Annotated in this window: 19 protein-coding genes; 5 read left to right on the top strand and 14 right to left on the bottom strand. The window is 61.4% G+C overall.

From position 1 onward, the window contains the following. Positions 1-5: 5 nt before the first annotated feature. Entirely contained in the window at positions 6-1,637 is a 1,632-nt protein-coding gene (pruA, locus tag JNJ45_03235; protein MBL8047675.1) for an L-glutamate gamma-semialdehyde dehydrogenase, read from the top strand. A 3-nt stretch (positions 1,638-1,640) separates the two neighbouring features. On the opposite strand, the gene JNJ45_03230 is transcribed toward pruA, so the two are convergent. The 4 genes from JNJ45_03230 to JNJ45_03215 form a co-directional block, all read right to left on the bottom strand. Then, a complete protein-coding gene (locus tag JNJ45_03230; protein ID MBL8047674.1) occupies positions 1,641-3,569 on the bottom strand; it encodes a hypothetical protein in 1,929 nt (642 codons plus the stop codon). A 162-nt stretch (positions 3,570-3,731) separates the two neighbouring features. Continuing rightward, a complete protein-coding gene (gene rho, locus JNJ45_03225) occupies positions 3,732-5,120 on the bottom strand; it encodes a transcription termination factor Rho (protein MBL8047673.1) in 1,389 nt (462 codons plus the stop codon). Between the two features lie 67 nt (positions 5,121-5,187). Then, entirely contained in the window at positions 5,188-5,724 is a 537-nt protein-coding gene (gene hpt / locus JNJ45_03220; GenBank protein ID MBL8047672.1) for a hypoxanthine phosphoribosyltransferase, read from the bottom strand. After that, entirely contained in the window at positions 5,721-6,254 is a 534-nt protein-coding gene (locus JNJ45_03215) for a transcription elongation factor GreA (protein ID MBL8047671.1), read from the bottom strand. The genes hpt and JNJ45_03215 overlap by 4 nt, the downstream gene beginning before the upstream one ends. A 217-nt stretch (positions 6,255-6,471) precedes the next feature. Between JNJ45_03215 and JNJ45_03210 the strand changes: the two genes are divergently transcribed. The 3 genes from JNJ45_03210 to JNJ45_03200 are packed head-to-tail and all read left to right on the top strand — an operon-like array spanning position 6,472 to position 8,815. Beyond that, on the top strand, positions 6,472-7,095 hold the full coding sequence (locus JNJ45_03210; protein ID MBL8047670.1) for a hypothetical protein: 624 nt from the start codon (positions 6,472-6,474) through the stop codon (positions 7,093-7,095). 27 nt (positions 7,096-7,122) lie between these two features. Beyond that, positions 7,123-8,175 carry a PilT/PilU family type 4a pilus ATPase gene (locus JNJ45_03205; protein MBL8047669.1) on the top strand — a complete coding sequence of 351 codons (1,053 nt, stop codon included), beginning with the start codon at positions 7,123-7,125 and terminating at the stop codon, positions 8,173-8,175. A gap of 4 nt (positions 8,176-8,179) precedes the next feature. After that, positions 8,180-8,815: an SDR family oxidoreductase gene (locus tag JNJ45_03200; GenBank protein ID MBL8047668.1), complete on the top strand. Its 636-nt coding sequence runs from the start codon at positions 8,180-8,182 to the stop codon at positions 8,813-8,815. Here JNJ45_03200 and JNJ45_03195 read toward each other — a convergent pair. The 7 genes from JNJ45_03195 to JNJ45_03165 all read right to left on the bottom strand — a co-directional run bounded on the left by JNJ45_03195 (position 8,787) and on the right by JNJ45_03165 (position 15,540). Then, entirely contained in the window at positions 8,787-9,668 is an 882-nt protein-coding gene (locus JNJ45_03195; GenBank protein ID MBL8047667.1) for a metal ABC transporter permease, read from the bottom strand. The genes JNJ45_03200 and JNJ45_03195 overlap by 29 nt on opposite strands. Further along, positions 9,656-10,537 (bottom strand): metal ABC transporter permease, encoded by an 882-nt coding sequence (locus JNJ45_03190; GenBank protein ID MBL8047666.1) that lies wholly within the window; start codon positions 10,535-10,537, stop codon positions 9,656-9,658. Before JNJ45_03190 ends, JNJ45_03195 begins: the two co-directional genes overlap by 13 nt. Continuing rightward, on the bottom strand, positions 10,534-11,205 hold the full coding sequence (locus tag JNJ45_03185) for an ABC transporter ATP-binding protein (GenBank protein MBL8047665.1): 672 nt from the start codon (positions 11,203-11,205) through the stop codon (positions 10,534-10,536). The genes JNJ45_03190 and JNJ45_03185 overlap by 4 nt, the downstream gene beginning before the upstream one ends. A gap of 53 nt (positions 11,206-11,258) precedes the next feature. Continuing rightward, entirely contained in the window at positions 11,259-12,167 is a 909-nt protein-coding gene (locus tag JNJ45_03180; GenBank protein MBL8047664.1) for a zinc ABC transporter substrate-binding protein, read from the bottom strand. Between the two features lie 76 nt (positions 12,168-12,243). Continuing rightward, positions 12,244-14,682 carry an endopeptidase La gene (gene lon / locus JNJ45_03175; protein MBL8047663.1) on the bottom strand — a complete coding sequence of 813 codons (2,439 nt, stop codon included), beginning with the start codon at positions 14,680-14,682 and terminating at the stop codon, positions 12,244-12,246. A 5-nt stretch (positions 14,683-14,687) separates the two neighbouring features. Then, a complete protein-coding gene (locus tag JNJ45_03170) occupies positions 14,688-15,170 on the bottom strand; it encodes an Hsp20/alpha crystallin family protein (protein MBL8047662.1) in 483 nt (160 codons plus the stop codon). Positions 15,171-15,273: 103 nt separating this feature from the next. Continuing rightward, on the bottom strand, positions 15,274-15,540 hold the full coding sequence (locus JNJ45_03165; GenBank protein MBL8047661.1) for a hypothetical protein: 267 nt from the start codon (positions 15,538-15,540) through the stop codon (positions 15,274-15,276). Between the two features lie 89 nt (positions 15,541-15,629). Here JNJ45_03165 and JNJ45_03160 point away from each other — a divergent pair, with 89 nt between their 5' ends. Beyond that, entirely contained in the window at positions 15,630-16,694 is a 1,065-nt protein-coding gene (locus JNJ45_03160) for a YcaQ family DNA glycosylase (protein MBL8047660.1), read from the top strand. Here JNJ45_03160 and JNJ45_03155 read toward each other — a convergent pair. The 3 genes from JNJ45_03155 to JNJ45_03145 are packed head-to-tail and all read right to left on the bottom strand — an operon-like array spanning position 16,691 to position 20,017. Further along, a complete protein-coding gene (locus tag JNJ45_03155) occupies positions 16,691-17,542 on the bottom strand; it encodes an ABC transporter permease (GenBank protein ID MBL8047659.1) in 852 nt (283 codons plus the stop codon). The two genes, JNJ45_03160 and JNJ45_03155, sit on opposite strands and share 4 nt — an antisense overlap. Beyond that, entirely contained in the window at positions 17,535-18,539 is a 1,005-nt protein-coding gene (locus tag JNJ45_03150; GenBank protein MBL8047658.1) for an ABC transporter permease, read from the bottom strand. Before JNJ45_03150 ends, JNJ45_03155 begins: the two co-directional genes overlap by 8 nt. Continuing rightward, positions 18,536-20,017, bottom strand: coding sequence for an ABC transporter ATP-binding protein (locus JNJ45_03145; GenBank protein MBL8047657.1), 1,482 nt, complete (start codon positions 20,015-20,017; stop codon positions 18,536-18,538). The genes JNJ45_03150 and JNJ45_03145 overlap by 4 nt, the downstream gene beginning before the upstream one ends. Positions 20,018-20,056 lie beyond the last annotated feature (39 nt).

Raw genomic sequence — 20,056 nt, 5'->3', positions numbered from 1 at the left:
AGGATATGAGTCTTGGTACCTTTCGATACCCGCTTCCTCCAAACGAACCCGTTCTCAATTACGCGCCGGGCAGCCCCGAGCGAAGCCGGTTGCAAGCTGTCCTCCGCGAGTTGAAATCGGAGTCGGTGGACGTGCCGATGATCATTGACGGCAAGGAAGTGCGGACCGGCAACACCAAGACGATTCATCCGCCGCACGAAATTGCGCACACGCTGGGCGAATTCCACGCTGGCGACCGCACCCATGTCGAAGCGGCGATTGCCGCCGCTCTGAAGGCTCAGCCCGCGTGGGCCGCGATGCCCTGGGAGGAGCGAGCGGCGATCTTCCTTAAGGCAGCCGACCTCATCGCCACGAAGTATCGCCCGTACATGAATGGCACCACGATGCTCGGCCAAAGCAAAACGGCGTACCAAGCCGAGATTGACGCGGCCTGCGAGATCATTGACTTCCTGCGATTTAACGTACACTTTTTGAGCGAAATTTATACACAGCAGCCGATTAGTGGGCCTGGCATGCACAACCGCCTGGAGTATCGCCCGCTTGAAGGTTTTGTCCTCGCGGTCACCCCGTTCAACTTCACCGCGATCGGCGGGAACCTGCCCACCGCCCCGGCCATGTGCGGCAATGTGGTCGTTTGGAAACCAGCCAACACGCAAATATATTCTGCGCAGATGTTCATGCGCATCCTGCTGGAAGCCGGTCTGCCCGACGGCGTGATTAACCTGGTGTTTGTGGATGGCCCGACCATCGGCGACGTGTGCTTCAACAACCGCGACTTCGCCGGGGTGCACTTCACCGGCTCGACCGGCGTGTTCAACCGCATGTGGGCGACCATCGGCGCGAACATGAGCAACTATCGCAGCTACCCGCGCATCGTCGGCGAGACCGGCGGCAAGGACTTTGTGATCGCGCACCCCTCGGCCGACGCCGATGTTGTGGCCACCGCGCTGCTGCGCGGGGCGTTCGAGTTTCAGGGCCAAAAGTGTTCGGCGGCGAGCCGCGCCTACCTGCCCAAGAGCCTGGCCAGCGCCGTGCTGGACAAGATGAAGAGCGAAATGGCGACCTTCAAGATGGGCACACCGGAAGATTTCGGCAACTTCATCTCGGCCGTGATTGACGAGAAATCATTCGACAGCATCGCGAGCTACATTGACGGAGCCAAGAAGGACTCGAATGTAGAAGTCGCCATAGGAGGAAACTATGACAAATCGAAGGGCTACTTCATCGAGCCGACCGTGCTCGTGACCAAGAACCCGCAATCCACCACCATGTGCGAGGAAATCTTCGGGCCGGTCCTGACGGTGTACGTCTACGACGACGCGAAATGGAGCGAAACGTTAAGGTTGGTGAACGAAACTTCACCATATGCATTGACGGGCGCCGTGCTTTCGCGCGACCGCGAGGCCGTAGTTGAAGCTACCAACGCTCTGCGCAACGCCGCCGGTAACTTCTACATCAACGATAAGCCGACCGGTGCTGTGGTTGGCCAGCAGCCCTTCGGTGGAGCCCGCGCAAGCGGCACCAACGACAAGGCGGGCTCGGCGCTGAACCTCTACCGCTGGCTAAGCGCGCGAACGATCAAGGAAACCTATAATCCGCCGACGGACTACCGGTACCCGTTCTTGCAAACCGAGTAGGGGCTAGAAGCCGATTGGCATGACCCACTTCACGGCTAGCCGCGAGCGGAAGCTGGGTGCGTTCGGGTCGCCGAGGATGACGTAGATTTCGCTCCCGGCGAACCCCGCCTCGCGATAAGCGAGGTAGCTGTTCGTCTGCGTACCATTTCGAACCAGGCGGGCCGAGAGGCTACGCTTGGGGTCGAACTGCCAGCTCGCGGTTCCGATCATTTGCGATGCCACGGGACCGAACTCCTCCTGATACCAACTGAGTCCAAGGTCGAGATTCTTGATCGGACGGCGGCGGATTCCGGCGCTATACGAGCGGGTGGATTGGGTGCCGCGGGCGCCGGTTGAATATCCCAGAGACAGGCTGTTGTACGGGTCGCGTCGGCTGAACGAGTACTCGGTGGCCAAGATTCGGTCGGTGGCATCGGGGAATTGAACCGAGGCGTAGGTCATGGAGAACGTGTGGAAGCTGCGAAGGCTGGCGAACATGTCCAGTTGGACGCCACGCTGCTGAACCTTCCCATCGAACTGGCGATCGTCAATGAGGGTGCTCGTCGCCCCATAGCTTTCGAGCGCGCCCTTCGTTGGATTGAGCGCATAGCTGGTCACCCAAAGCGGCCCGGCGAAGCCAACAAACGAAGCAAACCCGAGGTACGGACGGTAGTTCGTGGGGACGCTGCGGTAACTGAGCAGCGACGACAGGTTCGGCGCTTTCAGAGTTCCGCTCATTTGGTAAGCGCTTGCGTCATCGCCCACTCGATTCAGGCGACCGAGTTGGCCGCTGAGCGAAAAATTGCCGAAGCGCTTGGTGCCGGCCATGCCCATCAGGGTTTCTTTTCGATTCTCGTCCTGGTGGGCGGTCGCAAACGCGCTGACGGCACCTTGGCCGGCGAACGTTCGCTGGACCTTCCCGACGAAATTGAACTCGTTGTCGGGCGAAAGAGCGGCGAACGCGCCGAGCTGCGTGTTCGGGTTCAGTTGACCATAGACCTTGGCCGCGGAATCTATCTCGCGGATGCGGCGAGAATAGAATCCGGAGCCCATGCCGCCGCCGGTCATGACGTTGAAGTATTGGTCGCCCTCCGCGAAAAACGGGCGGCGATCGGATTGATATCGCTCGGTGCGGGTGAATCCGACGGCCTCCACTTGCTGCTCGATATTTTGGAAGTCCGGATAGAGAGTGCCGATGCCGGTCATGGTGCTCGACAGCTTCACCTTGGCGTCGAGGCCGACGCGCAGGCGTTCAAAGCTCGGGTCTTGTCGACCTTCCAGCAGACCGTACGCCAGAATCTGGGGCTTACGGTCCGAGGTGCCGGCGGGCAACTGCACTCCTTGCCAAAGGGCTTCATTCTCCGGTTGCGCCGGGCGTCCCATTTCGTTCCAAACGTCGGTCCGTGCGATGGCCGCGTGACGCCGCTCAAAGTTGATCGAGAGATCGCGTGTCCCTTGCGGACGGTCCAAGATCGCCCATGGAATCTCCATCTCCACCGTGTAGCCGCCCTCCCAACGCTTGGTCGCCGCTTTCCAACGGCCCCGCCACTCGCGCTTTTCGGCGCGTCCTCCGCCGATGACTTCGGTTTGCGTGCCGATCGCGTTCACGCGGAACAACGACTCAAAACCCGAGCGCGCGTTGAACGGATCAATGGCGAAAGTGACGTGATCGTCGTTGGCAAAACTAGCACCGGGAAGCACTTCGCGGGCGACAATCTGGCTGGGGTCGGGATGCGAGCACCGGAACGCGACATAAACCGCCTTCGCGTCGTAGCCGAGCCACACCTCGGTTTTGAATTGGCTGGGTTCTTGGCTGAGAATGTCCACGAACCCCTCGCCTGGTTTCAGCGCGGCCCAGGTAGCATCGGCGAGGTCGCCATCAATAACCGGCGGAGCGATGACCTTTTCGCTCGGCCAACGCCGCGCGGATTCCGCGTGCGCGAACGGCGTCATTAAAGCCGCGAGGAAAGGGAGCCAAATTTTCGAGTGAAGTGCCACACCAGCGCTACAACACCTGCCTCAAATTTGGTTCCCCCTTCTATTACAAATTGTAAGTCCGAAAGGTGCGAGCGAAAAAAGAGCCAGCCGAATCCGGCTGGCTCCTGTTGTTTTGGCTTAGACCGTGGCTTTCATGCGCTGCATGATCTGATCGAGGAACACCTGGTTGGTTGGCGTCTTCTTCAGCAGCTTGATCAGCTGATCGGTGGCTTCGACCGTGTTTTGCTGGTTCGCCAGCAAGCGGTGAAGTTGGATCACGCCTTCCAGTTGGTTCGGCGCGAACAGCTTCTCTTCGTGGCGAGTCGAGCTGCGGCGCACGTCGATCGCCGGCCAAATGCGGCGCTCGGCGAGTTCGCGGTCCAGCACGATTTCCATGTTGCCGGTGCCCTTGAATTCTTCAAAGATCGCGTCGTCCATCTTGGAGCCGGTGTCCACCAGTGCGGTGGCGATGATCGTGAGCGAACCGCCTTCCTCGATGTTGCGGGCCGCACCAAAGAATCGGCGTGGGCGATAGAGTGCGGCGGGATCCAGACCACCCGAGAGCGTACGGCCCGAGGGGTTGATGGTCAGGTTCGAGGCGCGGCTCAAGCGGGTGATCGAGTCGAGCAGAATCACAACATCCTTGCCGGATTCCACGAGGCGCTTGGCTTGCTCAAGGCAAAGCTCGGTGACGCGCATGTGGTTGTCGGCGGGTTCATCAAACGTCGAGCTGATGACTTGACCCTTGACCGAACGGCGCATGTCGGTGACTTCTTCCGGTCGTTCGTCCACGAGCAAAACCAGCAGGCTGATCTCGGGGTGATTCGCCGAGATGGCGGCGGCAATCGTCTTGATGATGGTCGTCTTCCCAGCCTTGGGCGGGGCGACGATGAGGCCGCGCGAGCCCTTGCCGATGGGAGCGATGAGGTCAATGACGCGGGCCGGAATGTTCTCCGGATTGATCTCCATGCAAATGCGCTCCTCGGGGAAAAGCGGCGTCAGCGAGTCGAAATTGCGGCGGTTTTGGCTCATCGTGTGAGCCGTGCCGAATCCGTTGACCGATTCCACGCGGAGCAGGCCGCGGTACTTTTCACCTTCTTTGGGTTGGCGAACCAGACCAAACACGGTGTCACCGGAGCGCAGACCGAACTTCTTGACCTGGGCTTGCGAAACGTACACGTCGTTGTTGCTCGGCACGTAGTTCTCGCGGCGAAGGAATCCCCAGTTGTCGCTGCCGAGGTCAAGAATGCCTCGGGCGTACTCCATGGTTTCTTCGGAAGTCGTGCGGATGAGAATCTCTTCGACGATCACGGAGCGGTCGGCTTCGGGGGTCATCTTGAGCTTCTTGACGACCTTCATTAGCTCGGCGTCGGAAAGCTGTTCGTAATGGTTGTAATCAAGCTCGGGCAAGTTTTCGAGGTCGGCCACGTCGGTTTGTGGCAGCCCCTCTTTCGGCTTGTTAGTGCGGCCTGTGCCGCGGCGGCGCGAACCGCTCTCGCTCTTACGTGGACGGAAGGTAGGACTCATAAGGAGTTTGTCTCGGGAAGTTTTCGTCGGCATCTAGCCAACAAGGCTTTGGGGGAAGCCGCTCTCTTCAGGATTCGTGGAGAACAGCAATATACGGGAGGGTTCGAAACCGTTCGCCGTAATCTAGGCCATATCCTACCACAAAAGCGCTCGGAATGTCGAATCCAACATATTTGACGAGCGCATCGTGCTCAATGGCTTCGGGTTTTCGTAGGAGCGAGCAAACTTCCAGGGAGCGGGGTCGCCGCACTTCGAACAATTCTTTCAGGTGCTTGAGGGTGAGCCCGGTGTCCACGATGTCTTCGACGATGAGCACGTGCTTGCCCTCCATGGTGGTGTCGACATCCTTGCGGATCTGCACCACGCCCGAGGTTGACTTTTGGTCGTGATAGCTACTCACCTGCACGAATTCGATGCTGGCGTTGAGGCCAAGATTGCGCGCGAGGTCGGCCAGAAAGAGGTAGGAGCCCTTGAGCACGCCCACGAGGAGCACGTCTTCGTCGCCGTAGTCGGCGCGGATTTGGGCGGCCAGGTCTTTGACCCGAGTGAGGATTTGATCCTCCGTCAGCAGAGGTTCAAGCCATTCACCCGGGAGCAAACTCATCGTGAAATACTTTTTACCTTGTACTTCATTTTGCCGGCCGGGGCGAGGAACTCAATGGTTTCGCCCGGCTTGGCGCCCATCAGGGCCAGACCCATCGGCGACTCGTCGCTAATCAGGTCTTCGTCCGGATTCGCTTCAATGGAAGCCACGATGCGCACCGCAAACTCAATGCTCCGGTTGGCATCGCTCACCGTCACCAGCGAGCCCGGGCCCACGTGGTCGGTCGGAATCGCGTCCATGTCCAGGATGTGGGCGTTCGCAAAGAACAATTTGAGTTCCTTAATGCGATCTTCCACGAGCTTTTGCTCAAATTTGGTTTCGTCGAGTTCCTGGTTGTCTTCGCTGAACTCGCCGTGATCCTTGCTCTCGCGCAGTCGGTCGGTGATTTCGGCGCGACGAACCGTCGTCAGGTAATCAAGTTCGGTCGTGAGCCGGGCATGACCTTCCGGCGTGAGGAATACCGGCCCCCCGAAGACCGCCGATTCCGAGTAGGTCTCCACATATTGCGTTTCTAATTCAGGCCGTTCCATGTCCATACTTGACCGCGTCATTATAGCTAGCGATACGTACGATGTGGTGGACTTATTGCAAAAGCTTTCCACACCCTGCCGCTTTTTCGATTTGCGCGGTAACGTTACTAACGTGATGAGTGCCGCCAGGGTTCGCTGTTTCGCGAGCGTTCCTTTGTTTTTTTCCATAAGTTGGGCCCAAAGTGGCAGTGAGGCCGCCGAAACCCTTGTAAATGCGGTGCCCCCGCAGGTCCTCATCACCATCACGCGGCACCCGACCGGCGCCGACCTCGTGACACTCGCGCCAGTGGGCTCCGGCTACACTAGCCAGGACATGGTGGTGCTGTGCAACCGCATCGGCGAACTCACCGGCGACCCCGCGCGAGGCGTGCAGGTGGTGAGCACGCGCATGGGCGCCGACGACAAACTGAACTTCTATCGGGCCAGCTTCGCCACGTCGGGCCTGATCAATCGCGAGACCGGTGAGTTCAACCTGCAGACCATCGCGCGCGCCGTTGCCCCGGCGCCCGGCAAGTTCACCTCGCTGATGGTGAGCCTGCCCGGCGAAGGCCCGAACCAGCGTACGATTCGCACGTTTGCCAACGAAAGCGCGGCCATGGCGGGGCGGTTCATTCAGACTCCGGCGACGATGGAGTACCGCATTCGACTCTTCACCTCCGACCCGGCCAAGATCGTGATTCCGAGCGACCTGAAGGCCATAACTCCGTCCAGGAAAAAGGAATCTGTGCCGGAAAAGCGAACCAATTGGCCCCTGTTTGCCATCATCGGAATGTGTTCGGTGGGGGTGGGCCTTTTGGTATACTCGCGCCTGCTGGCCATCGCAAATTTGCGAAAGCGATAAATACCCATGAGCACTCTTACTTTCAACATGCAAGACCTGTGTCGCATTGCTTACGAGCACAATGCTTCGGACGTGCTCGTGAAGGCCGATTCGCCGCCCATGATGAAGCAGTACAGCGTCATTCGGCCCTTGCCGGGCGAGTGGCCCACGCTCACCGGTGACCAAGTTGGCAACCTGCTGGGCCAACTGATGAGTCAGCGTCAGCAAAAGATTTTCGAAGAAACCCACGAAATGGACCTTGCCTTCCAGGTAGAAGACAAGTGCCGTGTGCGGACCAACATTTACCGCCAGCGCAACGCGCCGGCCGCCGTTTGCCGGGTCATTCCGCTCAAGATTCGCACGCTGGAAGAACTCGGGCTACCGCCGGTTCTCGCCGAAGTCACCAAGCACCGCCAAGGTCTGGTGCTCGTCACTGGACCGACGGGTTCGGGAAAGACCACCACTCTCGCCGCCCTGATTGACATCATCAACCAGGCTCGCGAGTGCCACATCGTTACGGTTGAAGACCCGCTCGAAATCGTCCACCCGGATAAGAACTCGTACGTCAGTCAACGCGAGGTCGGGATCGACACGCTTGACTTCCAACCGGCCCTTCGCGCCGTCGTCCGGGAAGCGCCCGACGTCATCCTGATCGGTGAAATGCGCGACGTCATCACCATGAACGTCGCTCTGCAAGCCGGTGAAACCGGCCACTTGGTCTTCTCCACCGTTCACACCGCGAGCGCCTACGAAACGCTGGACCGTGTCATCAACATGTTCCCGCCGCACGAAAAGCTCTACCTGTGTCAACGGATGGGCAACGCGCTTCGCGCAATCGTCGCCCAAAAGCTGGTGCCCCGCATCGATGGCGGACGCGTCGTGTGCAACGAAATTCTTATCTGCACCCCGACCGTGACCAAGGCGATTGAAGACGGGCAGTTTGGCGAAATTTACACGCACATGAACGAAGGCGCTTTCTGGGGCATGCAAACCATGAACCAGTGCCTTGCGCGCTACGTGAAGGCGGGCATCATCGCCGAAGAAGTGGCCCTGGTCTATGCCGGTGTCGTTTCCGAGCTCAAGCAGCTCCTTCGCCAGTAGATTCATGGCTCAGCGAGTCGTCGTTACGGGGGCCTCGTCCGGCATCGGACGGGGCCTCGCCGTTGCTTTGGCCCCCGGAAATCACTTGCTGATTCATGGGCAAAACCGCGAACGCCTTGCCGAAACTGCGTCTTTGTGCGGAGCGGCAAACGAGATCCGATCGGCGACCAGCGACCTCACGATGGGTTTTGATTCCTTGTTGGCCGAGTTCGCCCACCTTAAGAGCGCGGCCCCAATTGTGCTGGTGCACTGCGCCGGCGTGTTTTTTCCGCAACCCCTGGCCGACATGCCGCTCGACCGGCTCCACAAGACGTTGGCGCTGAATCTCACCGCGCCGATTGAGCTCACGCACACGTTGTGGCCGCGAATTTGCGAGGTCGGGGGAAAGGTGCTGTTTGTCTCCAGCGTGGCGGCGAGCACCGCCTTTGAGGGTTCGACGGTCTACGGCGCGAGCAAGGCCGGCCTCTCGCAGTTTGCGCGGACGCTTGCGCTCGAAGCGCCGCCCACCGTCGGCGTGCACGTGTTTGAGCCCGGACCCATCGACACGCCGCTTTGGCAACGTCAGAGTTTTCGTCCCGATGGGATGATGTCGGTGGACGATCTCGTGGACTCTATGCTTCGCGAATCTGGGTTGCGGTAGCTCGCTGACCCGCCCGCACCCGCCACTCGCGCACTGCGAGCACCACGGCGAACTGCAGACCCATGGTCAGCGCGATGCTGCCCGCCACGCTCGTGTTCAGCGCGGTCGCGAGTCCATAACCCAGCAGGATGCCCGTCGTCGCGAGCACTAGTGAGACCACGCCAAGCGATCGCATGTCGTTGCGGATGAGGCGAGCCGTGGCTGCTGGCGCAACGATGAGAGCAACCACCAGAATGCTGCCGACCACCTCGAAGCTGACCACGCAAACAATAGCCACCAAGATTGTGTGGATGAGGCGAAGCAGGTGCGGGCGGAACCGGTTGATCTGCCCGAAGTCCGGGTCGAATGACGCCATGAGCAGCTCTTTGTAGAGTAGCCAGGTGATGGCCCATGTGGCAAGGAGCGTCGGCACGAGCGTCACGACGGCGGTCGGAATCCTCGCCCCGCCGAGCGCCACGGTTTCGAGCGGAATCATCTCAGCAAGACCATAGAGGACGCATCCGGGATCGAGGTCAACCTGCCCCGCAAAGCGAGTGACGAGCAACGCGCCAAGAGCAAAGAAAATGCTGAACGACGCGCCAAGCGCGGCGTCGCCCGGAATTCCGCGCAAGCGATCCAAGTAGCGGGTCAGAGTCACCGTAAGCACGCCTGAGATTGCCCCGCCAATGACCATCGGAATCGGGTTGCGCGTGCCCGTGACTACAAACGCAAGCACCAAGCCGGGCAGCACGCCGTGACTAATGCCGTCGGCGGTCATTCCTTCGCGTTGCACAACCAGCCAAAGCCCAACGCGCGCGCAAAGCACGCCCGTGAGTAGCAGCGCAACCAGGCTCCACAGAACTAGCGAGTCCACTGCGCCTCCGCCTGCCGTCGCTGGTGCCTACGCGTCCGCCAGGCCGAAAGCAATCCACGCTGCGGCGAGAAGATGATCGCCGCCAGGAAGATCACCGCCGCCGAGAGGATGATAAGCGGGCCGGTTGGCGCCTTCGCGACCCGGTCGCTAATCAGGACTCCGCTCACCGCGCTGACCAATCCGATGCCCGCCGCCAAGCCGACGACACGCCCGTAGCCATCAGCGAGCAAACGCCCGCAAAGCGCGGGCACGATGGTGAGGGCCGCGACGAGCACCACCCCAACCATGGGCAACCCGAGCACGACAATCGCGCCTAAAAGAAAGGTGAGCACCGCCTCGGTAGTGCGTGGTCGGAACCCGTTGAGTTGCGCGAACTCCGGATCGAACACGGTCATGCGGACCTCCTTGCGCAGCGCGATCATCAACAACGCAACAACGACGCCGACGGCAATCAGCACGAAGAGGTCGGCTCGCACCAGACCGGAAGCCTTGCCAAAAAGGAACCCGTCGAGCCCCGCCGCCGAGCCATCGGTCACTGCGTTTTGCACCATCTGCGAGAACATGATCCCCGCGCCGAAAAACGCGGTGAGCACAACCGCAAGGGCCGAATCGCTGCTCACACGAAAGCGGCGAAACACCTGCAAACAGGCGACCGCGAGCAACCCGCTGATGAGCGCGCCCACGAGCAACACAGCCACGGACTTGGAGCGCGTCATCCAAAAGCTCAGCGCCATGCCGGGCAGCGCGGCGTGGGCAATGACATCGCTGGTCAAACCGCGCCGTTGCAACACGATCGGCACGCCCACCGCGCCGCAAACCGCGCCGAGCAAGCCGGCGGTGAGGAGCACAATGAGGGTGTTGTAGGTCATGACGAGCCGAGGAAAAGCGCCTTACCGTAGGCGGCCTTGAGGAGGTCGGGCTGCAACACTTCGCCCGCCCCACCGGCCGCGACCACGCCGCCCTTCACCAGAACGACATGCTGGAAATTTGCCCGCACCGTATCGAGATCGTGGTGCACGGCGAGGATCGTCTTGCCCTCGCGGACCAACTCCGCCAAAAGGTCGAAAATCACTTCTTCCGTGGCCGCGTCCACACCCGCCAAAGGCTCGTCGAGGATCATGAGGTCGGAGGCTTGGACCAGCGCCCGCGCCAGAAACACGCGCTGCTGCTGACCGCCTGAGAGCTGCCCGATTTGCGAATGGGCCAGATCGGCGACGCCGAGCTTGGCGAGCGCCTCGCGGGCGCGCTCACGTTCCGATGCGCCGGGGCGGCGGAACCAGCCGACCTCCCGGTACGTGCCCATAAGCACGACATCGAGCACCTGAATCGGGAAATCCCAGTCCACAGTTTCGCGCTGCGGCACGTAGCTGACGCGCCGAATCGCTTCGCTCAGCGGGTCGCCGAACACGGTGACCTCGCCGATGACGGGCGGCACCAGACCCAAGATGGCCTTGAGGAGCGTGCTCTTCCCCGCCCCGTTCGGGCCGATAATCGCGGTCGCGGTGGCCGCCGGGATCTGCAGATCAACGTCGCGCAAGACCCACTTAGGGCCGTACGCGACGCCGAGATTTTTGACCGAGATCGCCGCGCTCAGCGCAACCCCTCCAAGATGGATTGGGCGTTGGCGCGAACCATTCCGGGGTAGGTGTCGGCGCCCGAGCCCGGCCCGCCCATGGCGTCGCTGTAGAGGCTCTTGCCGAACTTCACCGTCCAACCGCGCGACGCAGCGCCCTCGCGCAACGCCTGCATGTTCTTGGGCGAAACACTCGACTCCGTGAAAATGGTAGGCACGCGCCGGGTGACGATGAGGTCAACCAGCTTGTTGATCTCCTTAAGGCCCGCCTCGGAATCGGTGCTGATGCCCTGCACGGCGTGGACCTCCAGCCCATACGCACGGCCAAAATAGCCGAACGCGTCGTGCGAGGTCACCAAAATTCCCTTCTTGCCGAGGACCGCGAGTTCACCCTTGATCTCAGTGTGGAGTTTCGTCAATTCCTCGTTGTATTCCACGGCGCGCTGGACAAACACGCTGGCTTTGGCCGGGACCTTCTTGCCGAGCGCCTCGGCGACGACCTGACAACCGCTTCGCCAAACGTCCGCGTCGAACCAAATATGCGGGTCGGGAGCCGAGCCAAAGTGCAGCAGCTTGTCTTCCGGCACCCGATCGGTGACCGCGACAACCGCCTTGGTTTGGGCGAGAGATTCGAAGACTTCGGTCATTTTTCCTTCGAGGTGGTGGCCGCTATAGAAGACGATGTCCGCCGCCGCCATGGCGCGGATATCGCCCGGCGATGCCTTATAAAGGTGGGGGTCAACGCCCGGGCCCATCAGCACCTTGAGGTCCACATCCTCGCCGCCGATGCGGCGGACGAGATCGCCGACCATGCCCGTGGTCGCGACGACCGAAATGCGCCCGGGTTTGGATTCCTTGGGCGAACACGAGGCCAGAACGAGGGCGAGACAAAGGGCGAGAAAGGTGCGGAGTGCGTTTATAGCCATGGGTGCAAAATGTAGCCTTAGCTATATTACTCCAAACGGACGAAATATGAGCCGAGCGGATTGGCTCGGCTCGGGATTATTTGCCCAGCGCGTGCTTAAGCACCTGCGAAACGTCCTTGACGAAGATCGCCTTCAGCTTCTCGCGGATGGCTTCGGGCACGTCTTCCATAAAGTCCTTGCGGTTGTCCTCGGGCAGAATCACTGTCTCGACGCCCGCGCGATACGCGGCCAACACCTTTTCCTTGATACCGCCCACGGGCAGAACCGAGCCGGTCAGCGTGACCTCGCCGGTCATGGCGAGCCGTTCGCGCACGGGCACGTTGCGGAAAAGGCTGGTGAGCGCGGTGACCATCGTCACCCCCGCGCTGGGGCCGTCCTTCGGCACCGCCGCCGCCGGCAAGTGAACGTGAATCTCCGACTCCTCAAAATCTTTGAGATTGATTTTGAGAGCGGTCGCATTGGCGCGGACATAGCTCATCGCGGCCGTCACCGATTCCTTCATCACGTCGCCCAGTTGGCCCGTGAGCGTGAGGCCGCGCTTCCCGGGCATTTTGAGGGTTTCGATGAACAGGATGTCGCCGCCGACCGGCGTCCACGCGAGGCCCACCGCCATGCCCGGGCGAAGCTCGCGCTCAGTGATCTCGTCGCGGCTGAAGCGCGGCGCGCCCAGCGCGTCCTCGACGAACTTCGGCGTGATGGTCAGCTTTGTGTTGCGCCCTTGAGCGAACTGCAGCGCCGCCTTGCGGATGACTCCCGCAATCTCGCGCTCCATGTTGCGCACGCCCGCCTCGCGGGTGTAGCCGCGAATAATCGCCAGCGTCGCCTCGCGCTTCAGGGCAATCTTGGACTTCTTGAGCCCGTGCTCCTCAATCTGCTTGTCAATGAGGTGGCGGACCGCGATTTCCAGCTTCTCTTCCTCGGTGTATCCGCCGAGCTCGATGACCTCCATGCGGTCGCGAAGCGGCCCTGGAATCGTGTCGAGGCGGTTGGCCGTGGTGATGAAGAACACCCGGCTGAGGTCGAACGTGCTCTCCAGGTAGTGGTCGCGGAAGCTCGAATTCTGCTCGGGGTCCAGCACTTCCAGCAGCGCCGACGAGGGATCGCCGCGGAAGTCGTTGCCCAGCTTATCGATCTCGTCGAGAATGAACACCGGATTATTCGATTCGCAGCGGCGGATTCCCTGCATGATCTGGCCGGGGAGCGCCCCGATGTAGGTCCGGCGGTGGCCGCGAATCTCGGCCTCATCGCGCATGCCGCCCAACGAGATGCGCACAAACTTGCGATCCATGGCGTGGGCGATGCTCCGCCCGAGCGACGTCTTCCCCACGCCCGGAGGGCCGGCAAAGCAAAGAATCGGCTGCCGCACGGCTTGGTCGCCCTTGAGCTTGCGCACGGCGAGAAACTCGATGATGCGATCCTTGATCTTTTCGAGGCCAAAGTGGTCTTCGTCGAGAATGCGGCGCGCCTCGGCCAGGTCGAGATTGTCTTGGGTGTGCTTTTGCCACGGCAACGAGACCATCACGTCCACGTAGGTGCGCGCGACGGTGTATTCCGGCGAGCCGGGATTCATGCGGCGCAGGCGCTCGAACTCGCGGTTCACCTCGCGCAGCGCGTCGGCGTGCATGCCCGCGTTGTCAATGCGTTCCTTGAGTTCCTGCAGGTCCTCGTAGCGGTCGTCCACCTCGCCGAGTTCGCGCTGAATCGCGCGAAGCTGTTCGCGGAGGTAGTACTCGCGCTGGCTCTTGGTGAGCTCTTGCGAAACCTCGCTATTGACCTTGCTGGCGAGTTCCAGCACGCGCACTTCGCGGCTGATCATCTCGACCAACTTGCGGAGTCGCTGGCGGATGTCCAGGGTCTCCAGCACGGTTTGCTTGTCGGCCAGCGGCAGTGTCATGTGAGCCGCCACGAGGTCGGCCATGCTCGAGGTTTCTTGCACCGCCGAGGTCAACGAGCGCAACTCTTCGGGCATTTGCGGCGACAGCCGAACGGCTTGCTCAAACAATCCCGAAACCGAGCGGCGAAGCGCCTCGACTTCTTCTTGAAACTCCTCGGGCACCTGCGGCTCTTCGATCAGCTCGATGCGAGCGCGAAGGTACGGCTCTTCTTGCACGCGCTCGACAATCCGGAATCGCTGGATTCCCTGCACGATCAGGCGCACGGAATCGGGCATCTTCACCAGCGTGCGAATGATCGCCGCGCACCCGTATTCGAACACGTCCTCAAAACCCGGCTGATCGGTTTGCGCCTTGCGCTGGGCGACCATCCCGATGATGCGGTTGGCGCTGAGTACGCTATCGTCAATCAGGCGCATCGAGGACTCGCGAGAGACGCTGAGCGGGGCGATCAGCATCGGATAGACCACCGAATCGCGCAGCGGGAGCAGGTTGAGAATCTCGGGAATGTCCGGACGCGAGGCTTCGTCGTCGTCCAAATCGGCGACGCCCGCGCCCAGCAAATCGCTATCAACGAGATCGAGTTCGTCGGTCAGCAAATCAAATTCATTTCGGTCAGCCATAGGTTCTAAAGTTCACGTTCGATTCGCTGAATGAGCACAACACGTCGTCGGATTGGTGACGATTCGGCGATGGTTTCGGGCTCGGCCTGCCGCCCCCACACAATCAGGAGGCCGTGGTCGAGCGCGGCTTCGATAGTCGTTGGCACAAGGCGTGCGGTCGGAATGGCGATTCTTCGCTCGAATTCGCCATGCGGAATTTCCAGAATGTGCGGTCGTAGACTTTCGGTCAGGCGCTCGTTTTCGCGCCGGGTGCCGCGCACAATCAGAATATTCTCTTGGGTGTCGTAGGTTAGCTTGAGGTCGTCTTCGCTGACCCCGGCAAGTTCCACTTTTATGAGGATGCCGCCCTTTCCGGCGAGGACGTCTACGCGCGGTTGCCAGCCAGCGCCTTGCGCCAGGCGAGCCGAACCCACCGGGCCCTCATGCCCCTGTTGTTGGAGTTCCAGTCCCACCTGCCAAAGCCATTGGTCGAGGTCTTTGCGCCGCATCCGTTCCTCTATTGTACGCGCGCGGCGCGCAAACCGGGTGGACAAAACAGATTCGGTGGTTGACCGAGCCAACCACCGAATGTAGCGTAAAGCGAACTTTCGCTTAGATGCCGTAGGTCGGCTTCTTCAGCCAAGCCTTGGGGATCGGCTTGATGCCGGCCATGACCTGGGCGAACTCGAGGGACTTGATCACCGATGCGGCGACCTGCAATCGCACCTTGCCATGCGGTGTCCTCACCGTGACAGTTTGCAGATTGGCGTTTTGCACCCGCGGCTTGTGCGGGGCCTTAAACTTCCACGCGGAGTGGCGGTGGCGGCAGTGCTGCGCCGAGTTGCCTTTCTTACCGCTGACTTGACAAATTTTCGCCATAGAAAAACCTCTTAGATACGAAGGAGAATCATACCGCACGATCGGCTCGCTGTCAACGGGGGCCGCCGAGGCTGGGTATACCCTCGCACATGACCTCCGCCGATTTGCGCGCCATGGCGCGCCGCCAAGCGCTTTTTCCGCACACAACGCTGCCGGAACTCTTCGACGAATTGCCGTACGTGCAGATCGACCCGATCACCTCGCCCGCAAAAGCGCAGGACTTGATTCTCTTTCAGCGCGTGCGGGACTACCGAGCGGGCGACGCCGAGCGCGAATATCGAGACTTACCCATCGTCGAGGATTATTTTATGAATTACGGCTACATGTCGCGGGCCGCGATTCCGCTCATGCACCCGCGCACACCGCGAAAGCCGTGGACCGTGGAATCAGAAGCTGGCGACCTAATGGAGCCGATCTACGATTTTGTCTGCGAGAACGGCCCGACCCACGCCAAAGAGATTATCGCCGAGTTTGGCAAGCGTCAGGTGGCCAACTATTGGGGCGGGCGTGGGCAAGCCGCGACCAAGGTGCTGGATTACTTGCACTTTCTGGGGCGGCTCGGCGTCAGCCACCGTCAGGGCGGGCAGAAGCACTATCACGCGGTGGAGCACGATCACGAACCGCTGAGCATCGAGGAGCAGGTGCAGCAGTGCCTGCGCGTGCTCACCGAAATCTACGCGCCGGTGCCGATCAAGTCGCTGTGGTACCTCCTGCGGCACACGGCGTGGTTTGGCGGTCCGCAGTGTTTTGGCCACATCATGGCCAACCGTAAGATGCTCAACGACGTTCGCCAAGAAATGGTGGATGGCGTGTCGTACGCCTTGCCCGAGTCACCTCGCGAAGCCGACTCTGACGGGCTCGTGCGCATCGTCACGCCGTTCGATCCGGTGGTTTATGATCGCGACCGCTTTAAGCACCTTCACGGCTGGGAGTATAAATTTGAGGCCTACACGCCGGCGGCCAAGCGCACCATGGGCTACTACGCGATGCCCATTCTGTGGCGCGACGACGCCGTTGGGTGGGCGAATCTCGCGGTTGTCAAAGGCGAGTTAGTTGTGGATCTCGGCTACGTAAAAGAACCCAAGGAAAAGGCCTATCAGCGCGAGTTGGACCTTGAGCTCGACCGGTTCCGGTTCTTCCTGAGCGCGCGCTAGGGCTTGCCCATGCCGCTCGGCACGCGGAACTTGCCGCCCAGGAAAGCCAGGGCGAAGATCGTAGCGATGTACGGCAGCGTGTTCCAGTACTGCGGCGGAATCGCGCTAAGCCAGCCCTTGCCGCCTTGCAACACCTGCTGAATTGCCTCACAAAGCGCGAAGAACAGGCACGCGGCCAGCGTGGGCAACGGACGCCATCCGCCGACCACAAGCGCGGCCAACGCGATGAAGCCCTTCCCCGCCGTCATGTCGTCGCTGTAGTTGGCGGTCTTCGTGACGATGAGCGCCCCGGCGAGTCCGCACAGCAATCCACAAATGGCGAGCGACTGCAACCGCACACGGGCGACGTTGATGCCCGCCTCGCGCGATTTGTCAGGATCGTTGCCCACGGCCAGCAACCTCAATCCCGGGCGAGTCTGCCGCAGGTAGAGGGCCACGGCAAACGGCATGACTGCGGCGAGCGCCCAATAGGCCGCCTCGGGCAGGTGCGGAATCTCGCCGCTTCGATTCTTATCCGTGAACTGCGCGTAAGCAAATCGGCAACCGCCGATAGCGAGCACATTAATCGCCATGCCACTCACCACATGGTCAATGCGGAACTTTTGCGTGAGCATGTAGTGGAGCAGCGACAGCAGCGTCGCCGCGAGCACTCCGACGAGTAAACCGATCAGCGGGTTGCCGCTCGCCACGCTGATGAGCGCGACGGCGCACGCACTGGCGAGCATCTTGCCTTCGAGCGCGATGTTCATGACGCCGGCCCGCTCGCTGTAGAGTCCGCCGAGAGCGGCCAGAATCAGCGGCGTGCTGAGTTCCAGCGCTTTGCCGAGAATGAGGAGGACGTCAGCCACGTTTCTTGATCTCCCGATAGCGGAACGCCGCTAGCACGATAATGAGGCAGCCCAGCAACACGCCGGTGAGGCCTTTGCTAATGCCAATTTGGATGAGCGCGCTTTGGCTGACGGTGAGCAAGCCAAAGCCGAGCGCGGCGGGGATGAGCCCCAGCGCGGTGGGTCCGGCGAGCAACGCCACACCCAGCGCGTCGAATCCGTAGCCCGGCGAGAAACCGGCGTAGAAGCGGCCTTCCGTGCTGAGCACGATGAGGGCCCCGGCCAGGCCGGCCAGCGCGCCGCTCGTGAGAAAAGCGCGGAGCATCACCGCTTTGGAGGAAATTCCGGCGAACTCGGCCGCCGTGCGATTCGCGCCAACGGCGTTGAGCTCATAGCCGCCAATGGATTTTTTCATCCAGACGGCAAACCCGATGACCATCAAGAGCCCGAGAATGAGGCTCGGATGAATGACAAACGGCCCCGACCTGAAGATCGGCGAGAGCATGCTGCTGTCGGCTAGCTTGGCGGTGTACGAGGAATCTTGCCCCGCTGCCTTGAGCGGTCCGTTGGCGAGGGCGGTGGTGATTTGAATAATGATGTTGTTGAGCATGATGGTGGTGATCACCTCATGCCCGCCGCGATAGATGCGGATAAGCGCGGGGAGCAGCGCGGCCAGCACGCCCACCGCGATGGCGGCGGCGATAGCCAGCCCAATGCCCATCGGCCCCGGCACGCGATACGCGATCACCGCCGTCGTGCACGCGCCGGCCACCAATTGGCCTTCCACGCCGATGTTGAACAGCCCCGCGCGTAGCGCGATGAAGACGCCGAGCCCGGCGATGAGGAGCGGCGTCGTTTCCTTGAGCGTCTCCGACCGCACGCGGGGAGTGCCGAGACTGCCGCGGATCATGCGCTCGACCACTTCGATCGGCGACTTTCCGGCCAACAAAATGACGGCGCAGATGACAGCCAGCGTGCCCAGCACGAGCCAGATCAAGCGCCAGTTCAGGTTCTTCACGCGCCCACCATCAGCCGTCCGATTTCGGCGCGATCCATGGCGAGCGCGGAGTCGGGCTCAACCATGATGCCGTGGCAAACGGCGACCACGCGGTCGCACTGCGCAAGAAGTTCGTCGAGGTCAAAGCTGACCACCAGCGCGGCCGCGCCGAGGCGACGACATTCGGCCCGAATGGCGCTATACACCTCTTCGGTACTCGCGATATCGAGCCCGCGCGTCGGCTGAAAGGCGAGAATGAGTTTCGGCGCGCCATCGAGGGCGCGCCCGGCAATAAATCGTTGTTGGTTGCCGCCGCTGAGCGAGCGCATCGGGTTGGTGAGCGCGCCGAATTTCGTGCGGAATCGCTCGGCCATGCGACCGGCGGCTTGCTCCCTGGTTTCGGTTCGCGGCTGGCGGTGGATGCCCAAAATAGCGTTGTCGGCCAGGCTCCATTCTTCGATGCAACCCTCGGCGTGGCGGTCCTCGGGAATCAAGCGCACACCTTCATCCAGGAGTTGCCGCGTGTTGGCCTGCGTGATGTCGCGGGCACCCAGCTCGACCGTGCCGCCCACGATCCGCGCGCGACCCATGAGCGCGTGAAAGAGTTCTTGCTGGCCGTTTCCGTCCACCCCGGCAATGCCCAACATTTCACCAGCGCGAACTTCAAACGTGGCTCCTTTGAGCCCAAGAACGCCTTGGCGATTCAGCACTTCCAGGTTTGAAACTCTTAACAGCGGTTCACCTTGGGGAGCCGAGCGGTTGGTGTCCGTGGGCACACTTCGCCCGACAATCAGTTCCGCAACGTGGGCAGATTCGAGTCCGGCCACGGGCCGCTCCTCGATGAATTTTCCGCCCCGCAGAACGGTCAAGTTTTGGCAGTGTTCCAGGACCTCGGGAATGCGGTGCGTCACGACGATGACGGTCGCGCCGTTCGCCACGAGTTGCCGCAGACTCGCATACATGGCGTCGCTATCGGCGGGCGAAAGCATTGCCGTCGGCTCGTCGAGAATCATGATTTTGGCGTTGCGCCAAAGGAGTTTGAGGACTTCCAGCTTCTGCCCGGCCGCCGGACTCAGCTCGTACGCCGGAGCGCTCCAATCAAACTGAAAGCCCATGCTGCCCGCCAGTGAGTCGGCCCGCGCCATCGCCGCGCCGAGCGGCAAGACGAGACCCGGCTCGCAGCCAAGCATGAGATTTTGCAGGCAGGTGAGCTCGGGAATGACGCTGTAGTGCTGGCTCACCATGCCGATGCCAAGTTCCTGAGCGGCGGCGTTGCCGCCGATGGTGACGGGCTGGCCGTTGACCAAAATCTCGCCGGAATCGGGTTGGTGGGCACCCTGCAGAATCTTCATCAGGGTGGTTTTGCCCGCCCCGTTTTCGCCAACCACGGCGTGGATGGTTTGCGGCTCTACCCGGAGGAAGACCCCCGACAACGCTTCGACCGTGCCGAAGCGTTTTGAGATGTTTCGCATCTCGATCATGGGCGTCTCAGCGGGCATAGAATGTCGTCAAACTTTACCCGCGAACCGCTAGTGCTG

Origin of the sequence: Chthonomonas sp. (assembly GCA_016788425.1) — a bacterium.
GTDB lineage: Bacteria > Armatimonadota > Fimbriimonadia > Fimbriimonadales > Fimbriimonadaceae > JAEURQ01.
The sequence above is the reverse complement of the archived record's forward strand: the minus strand, read 5'-3'. Positions and strand labels throughout refer to the sequence as shown.

Bases quoted from the DNA above. Each gene is read 5' to 3' on its own strand.
- pruA (MBL8047675.1), top strand. From the start codon at position 6: ATGAGTCTTGGTACCTTTCGATACCCGCTTCCTCCAAACGAACCCGTT.
- JNJ45_03230 (MBL8047674.1), bottom strand. From the start codon at position 3,569: ATGACGCCGTTCGCGCACGCGGAATCCGCGCGGCGTTGGCCGAGCGAA.
- rho (MBL8047673.1), bottom strand. From the start codon at position 5,120: ATGAGTCCTACCTTCCGTCCACGTAAGAGCGAGAGCGGTTCGCGCCGC.
- hpt (MBL8047672.1), bottom strand. From the start codon at position 5,724: ATGAGTTTGCTCCCGGGTGAATGGCTTGAACCTCTGCTGACGGAGGAT.
- JNJ45_03215 (MBL8047671.1), bottom strand. From the start codon at position 6,254: ATGGAACGGCCTGAATTAGAAACGCAATATGTGGAGACCTACTCGGAA.
- JNJ45_03205 (MBL8047669.1), top strand. From the start codon at position 7,123: ATGCAAGACCTGTGTCGCATTGCTTACGAGCACAATGCTTCGGACGTG.
- JNJ45_03200 (MBL8047668.1), top strand. From the start codon at position 8,180: ATGGCTCAGCGAGTCGTCGTTACGGGGGCCTCGTCCGGCATCGGACGG.
- JNJ45_03190 (MBL8047666.1), bottom strand. From the start codon at position 10,537: ATGACCTACAACACCCTCATTGTGCTCCTCACCGCCGGCTTGCTCGGC.
- JNJ45_03180 (MBL8047664.1), bottom strand. From the start codon at position 12,167: ATGGCTATAAACGCACTCCGCACCTTTCTCGCCCTTTGTCTCGCCCTC.
- lon (MBL8047663.1), bottom strand. From the start codon at position 14,682: ATGGCTGACCGAAATGAATTTGATTTGCTGACCGACGAACTCGATCTC.
- JNJ45_03170 (MBL8047662.1), bottom strand. From the start codon at position 15,170: ATGCGGCGCAAAGACCTCGACCAATGGCTTTGGCAGGTGGGACTGGAA.
- JNJ45_03165 (MBL8047661.1), bottom strand. From the start codon at position 15,540: ATGGCGAAAATTTGTCAAGTCAGCGGTAAGAAAGGCAACTCGGCGCAG.
- JNJ45_03160 (MBL8047660.1), top strand. From the start codon at position 15,630: ATGACCTCCGCCGATTTGCGCGCCATGGCGCGCCGCCAAGCGCTTTTT.
- JNJ45_03145 (MBL8047657.1), bottom strand. From the start codon at position 20,017: ATGCCCGCTGAGACGCCCATGATCGAGATGCGAAACATCTCAAAACGC.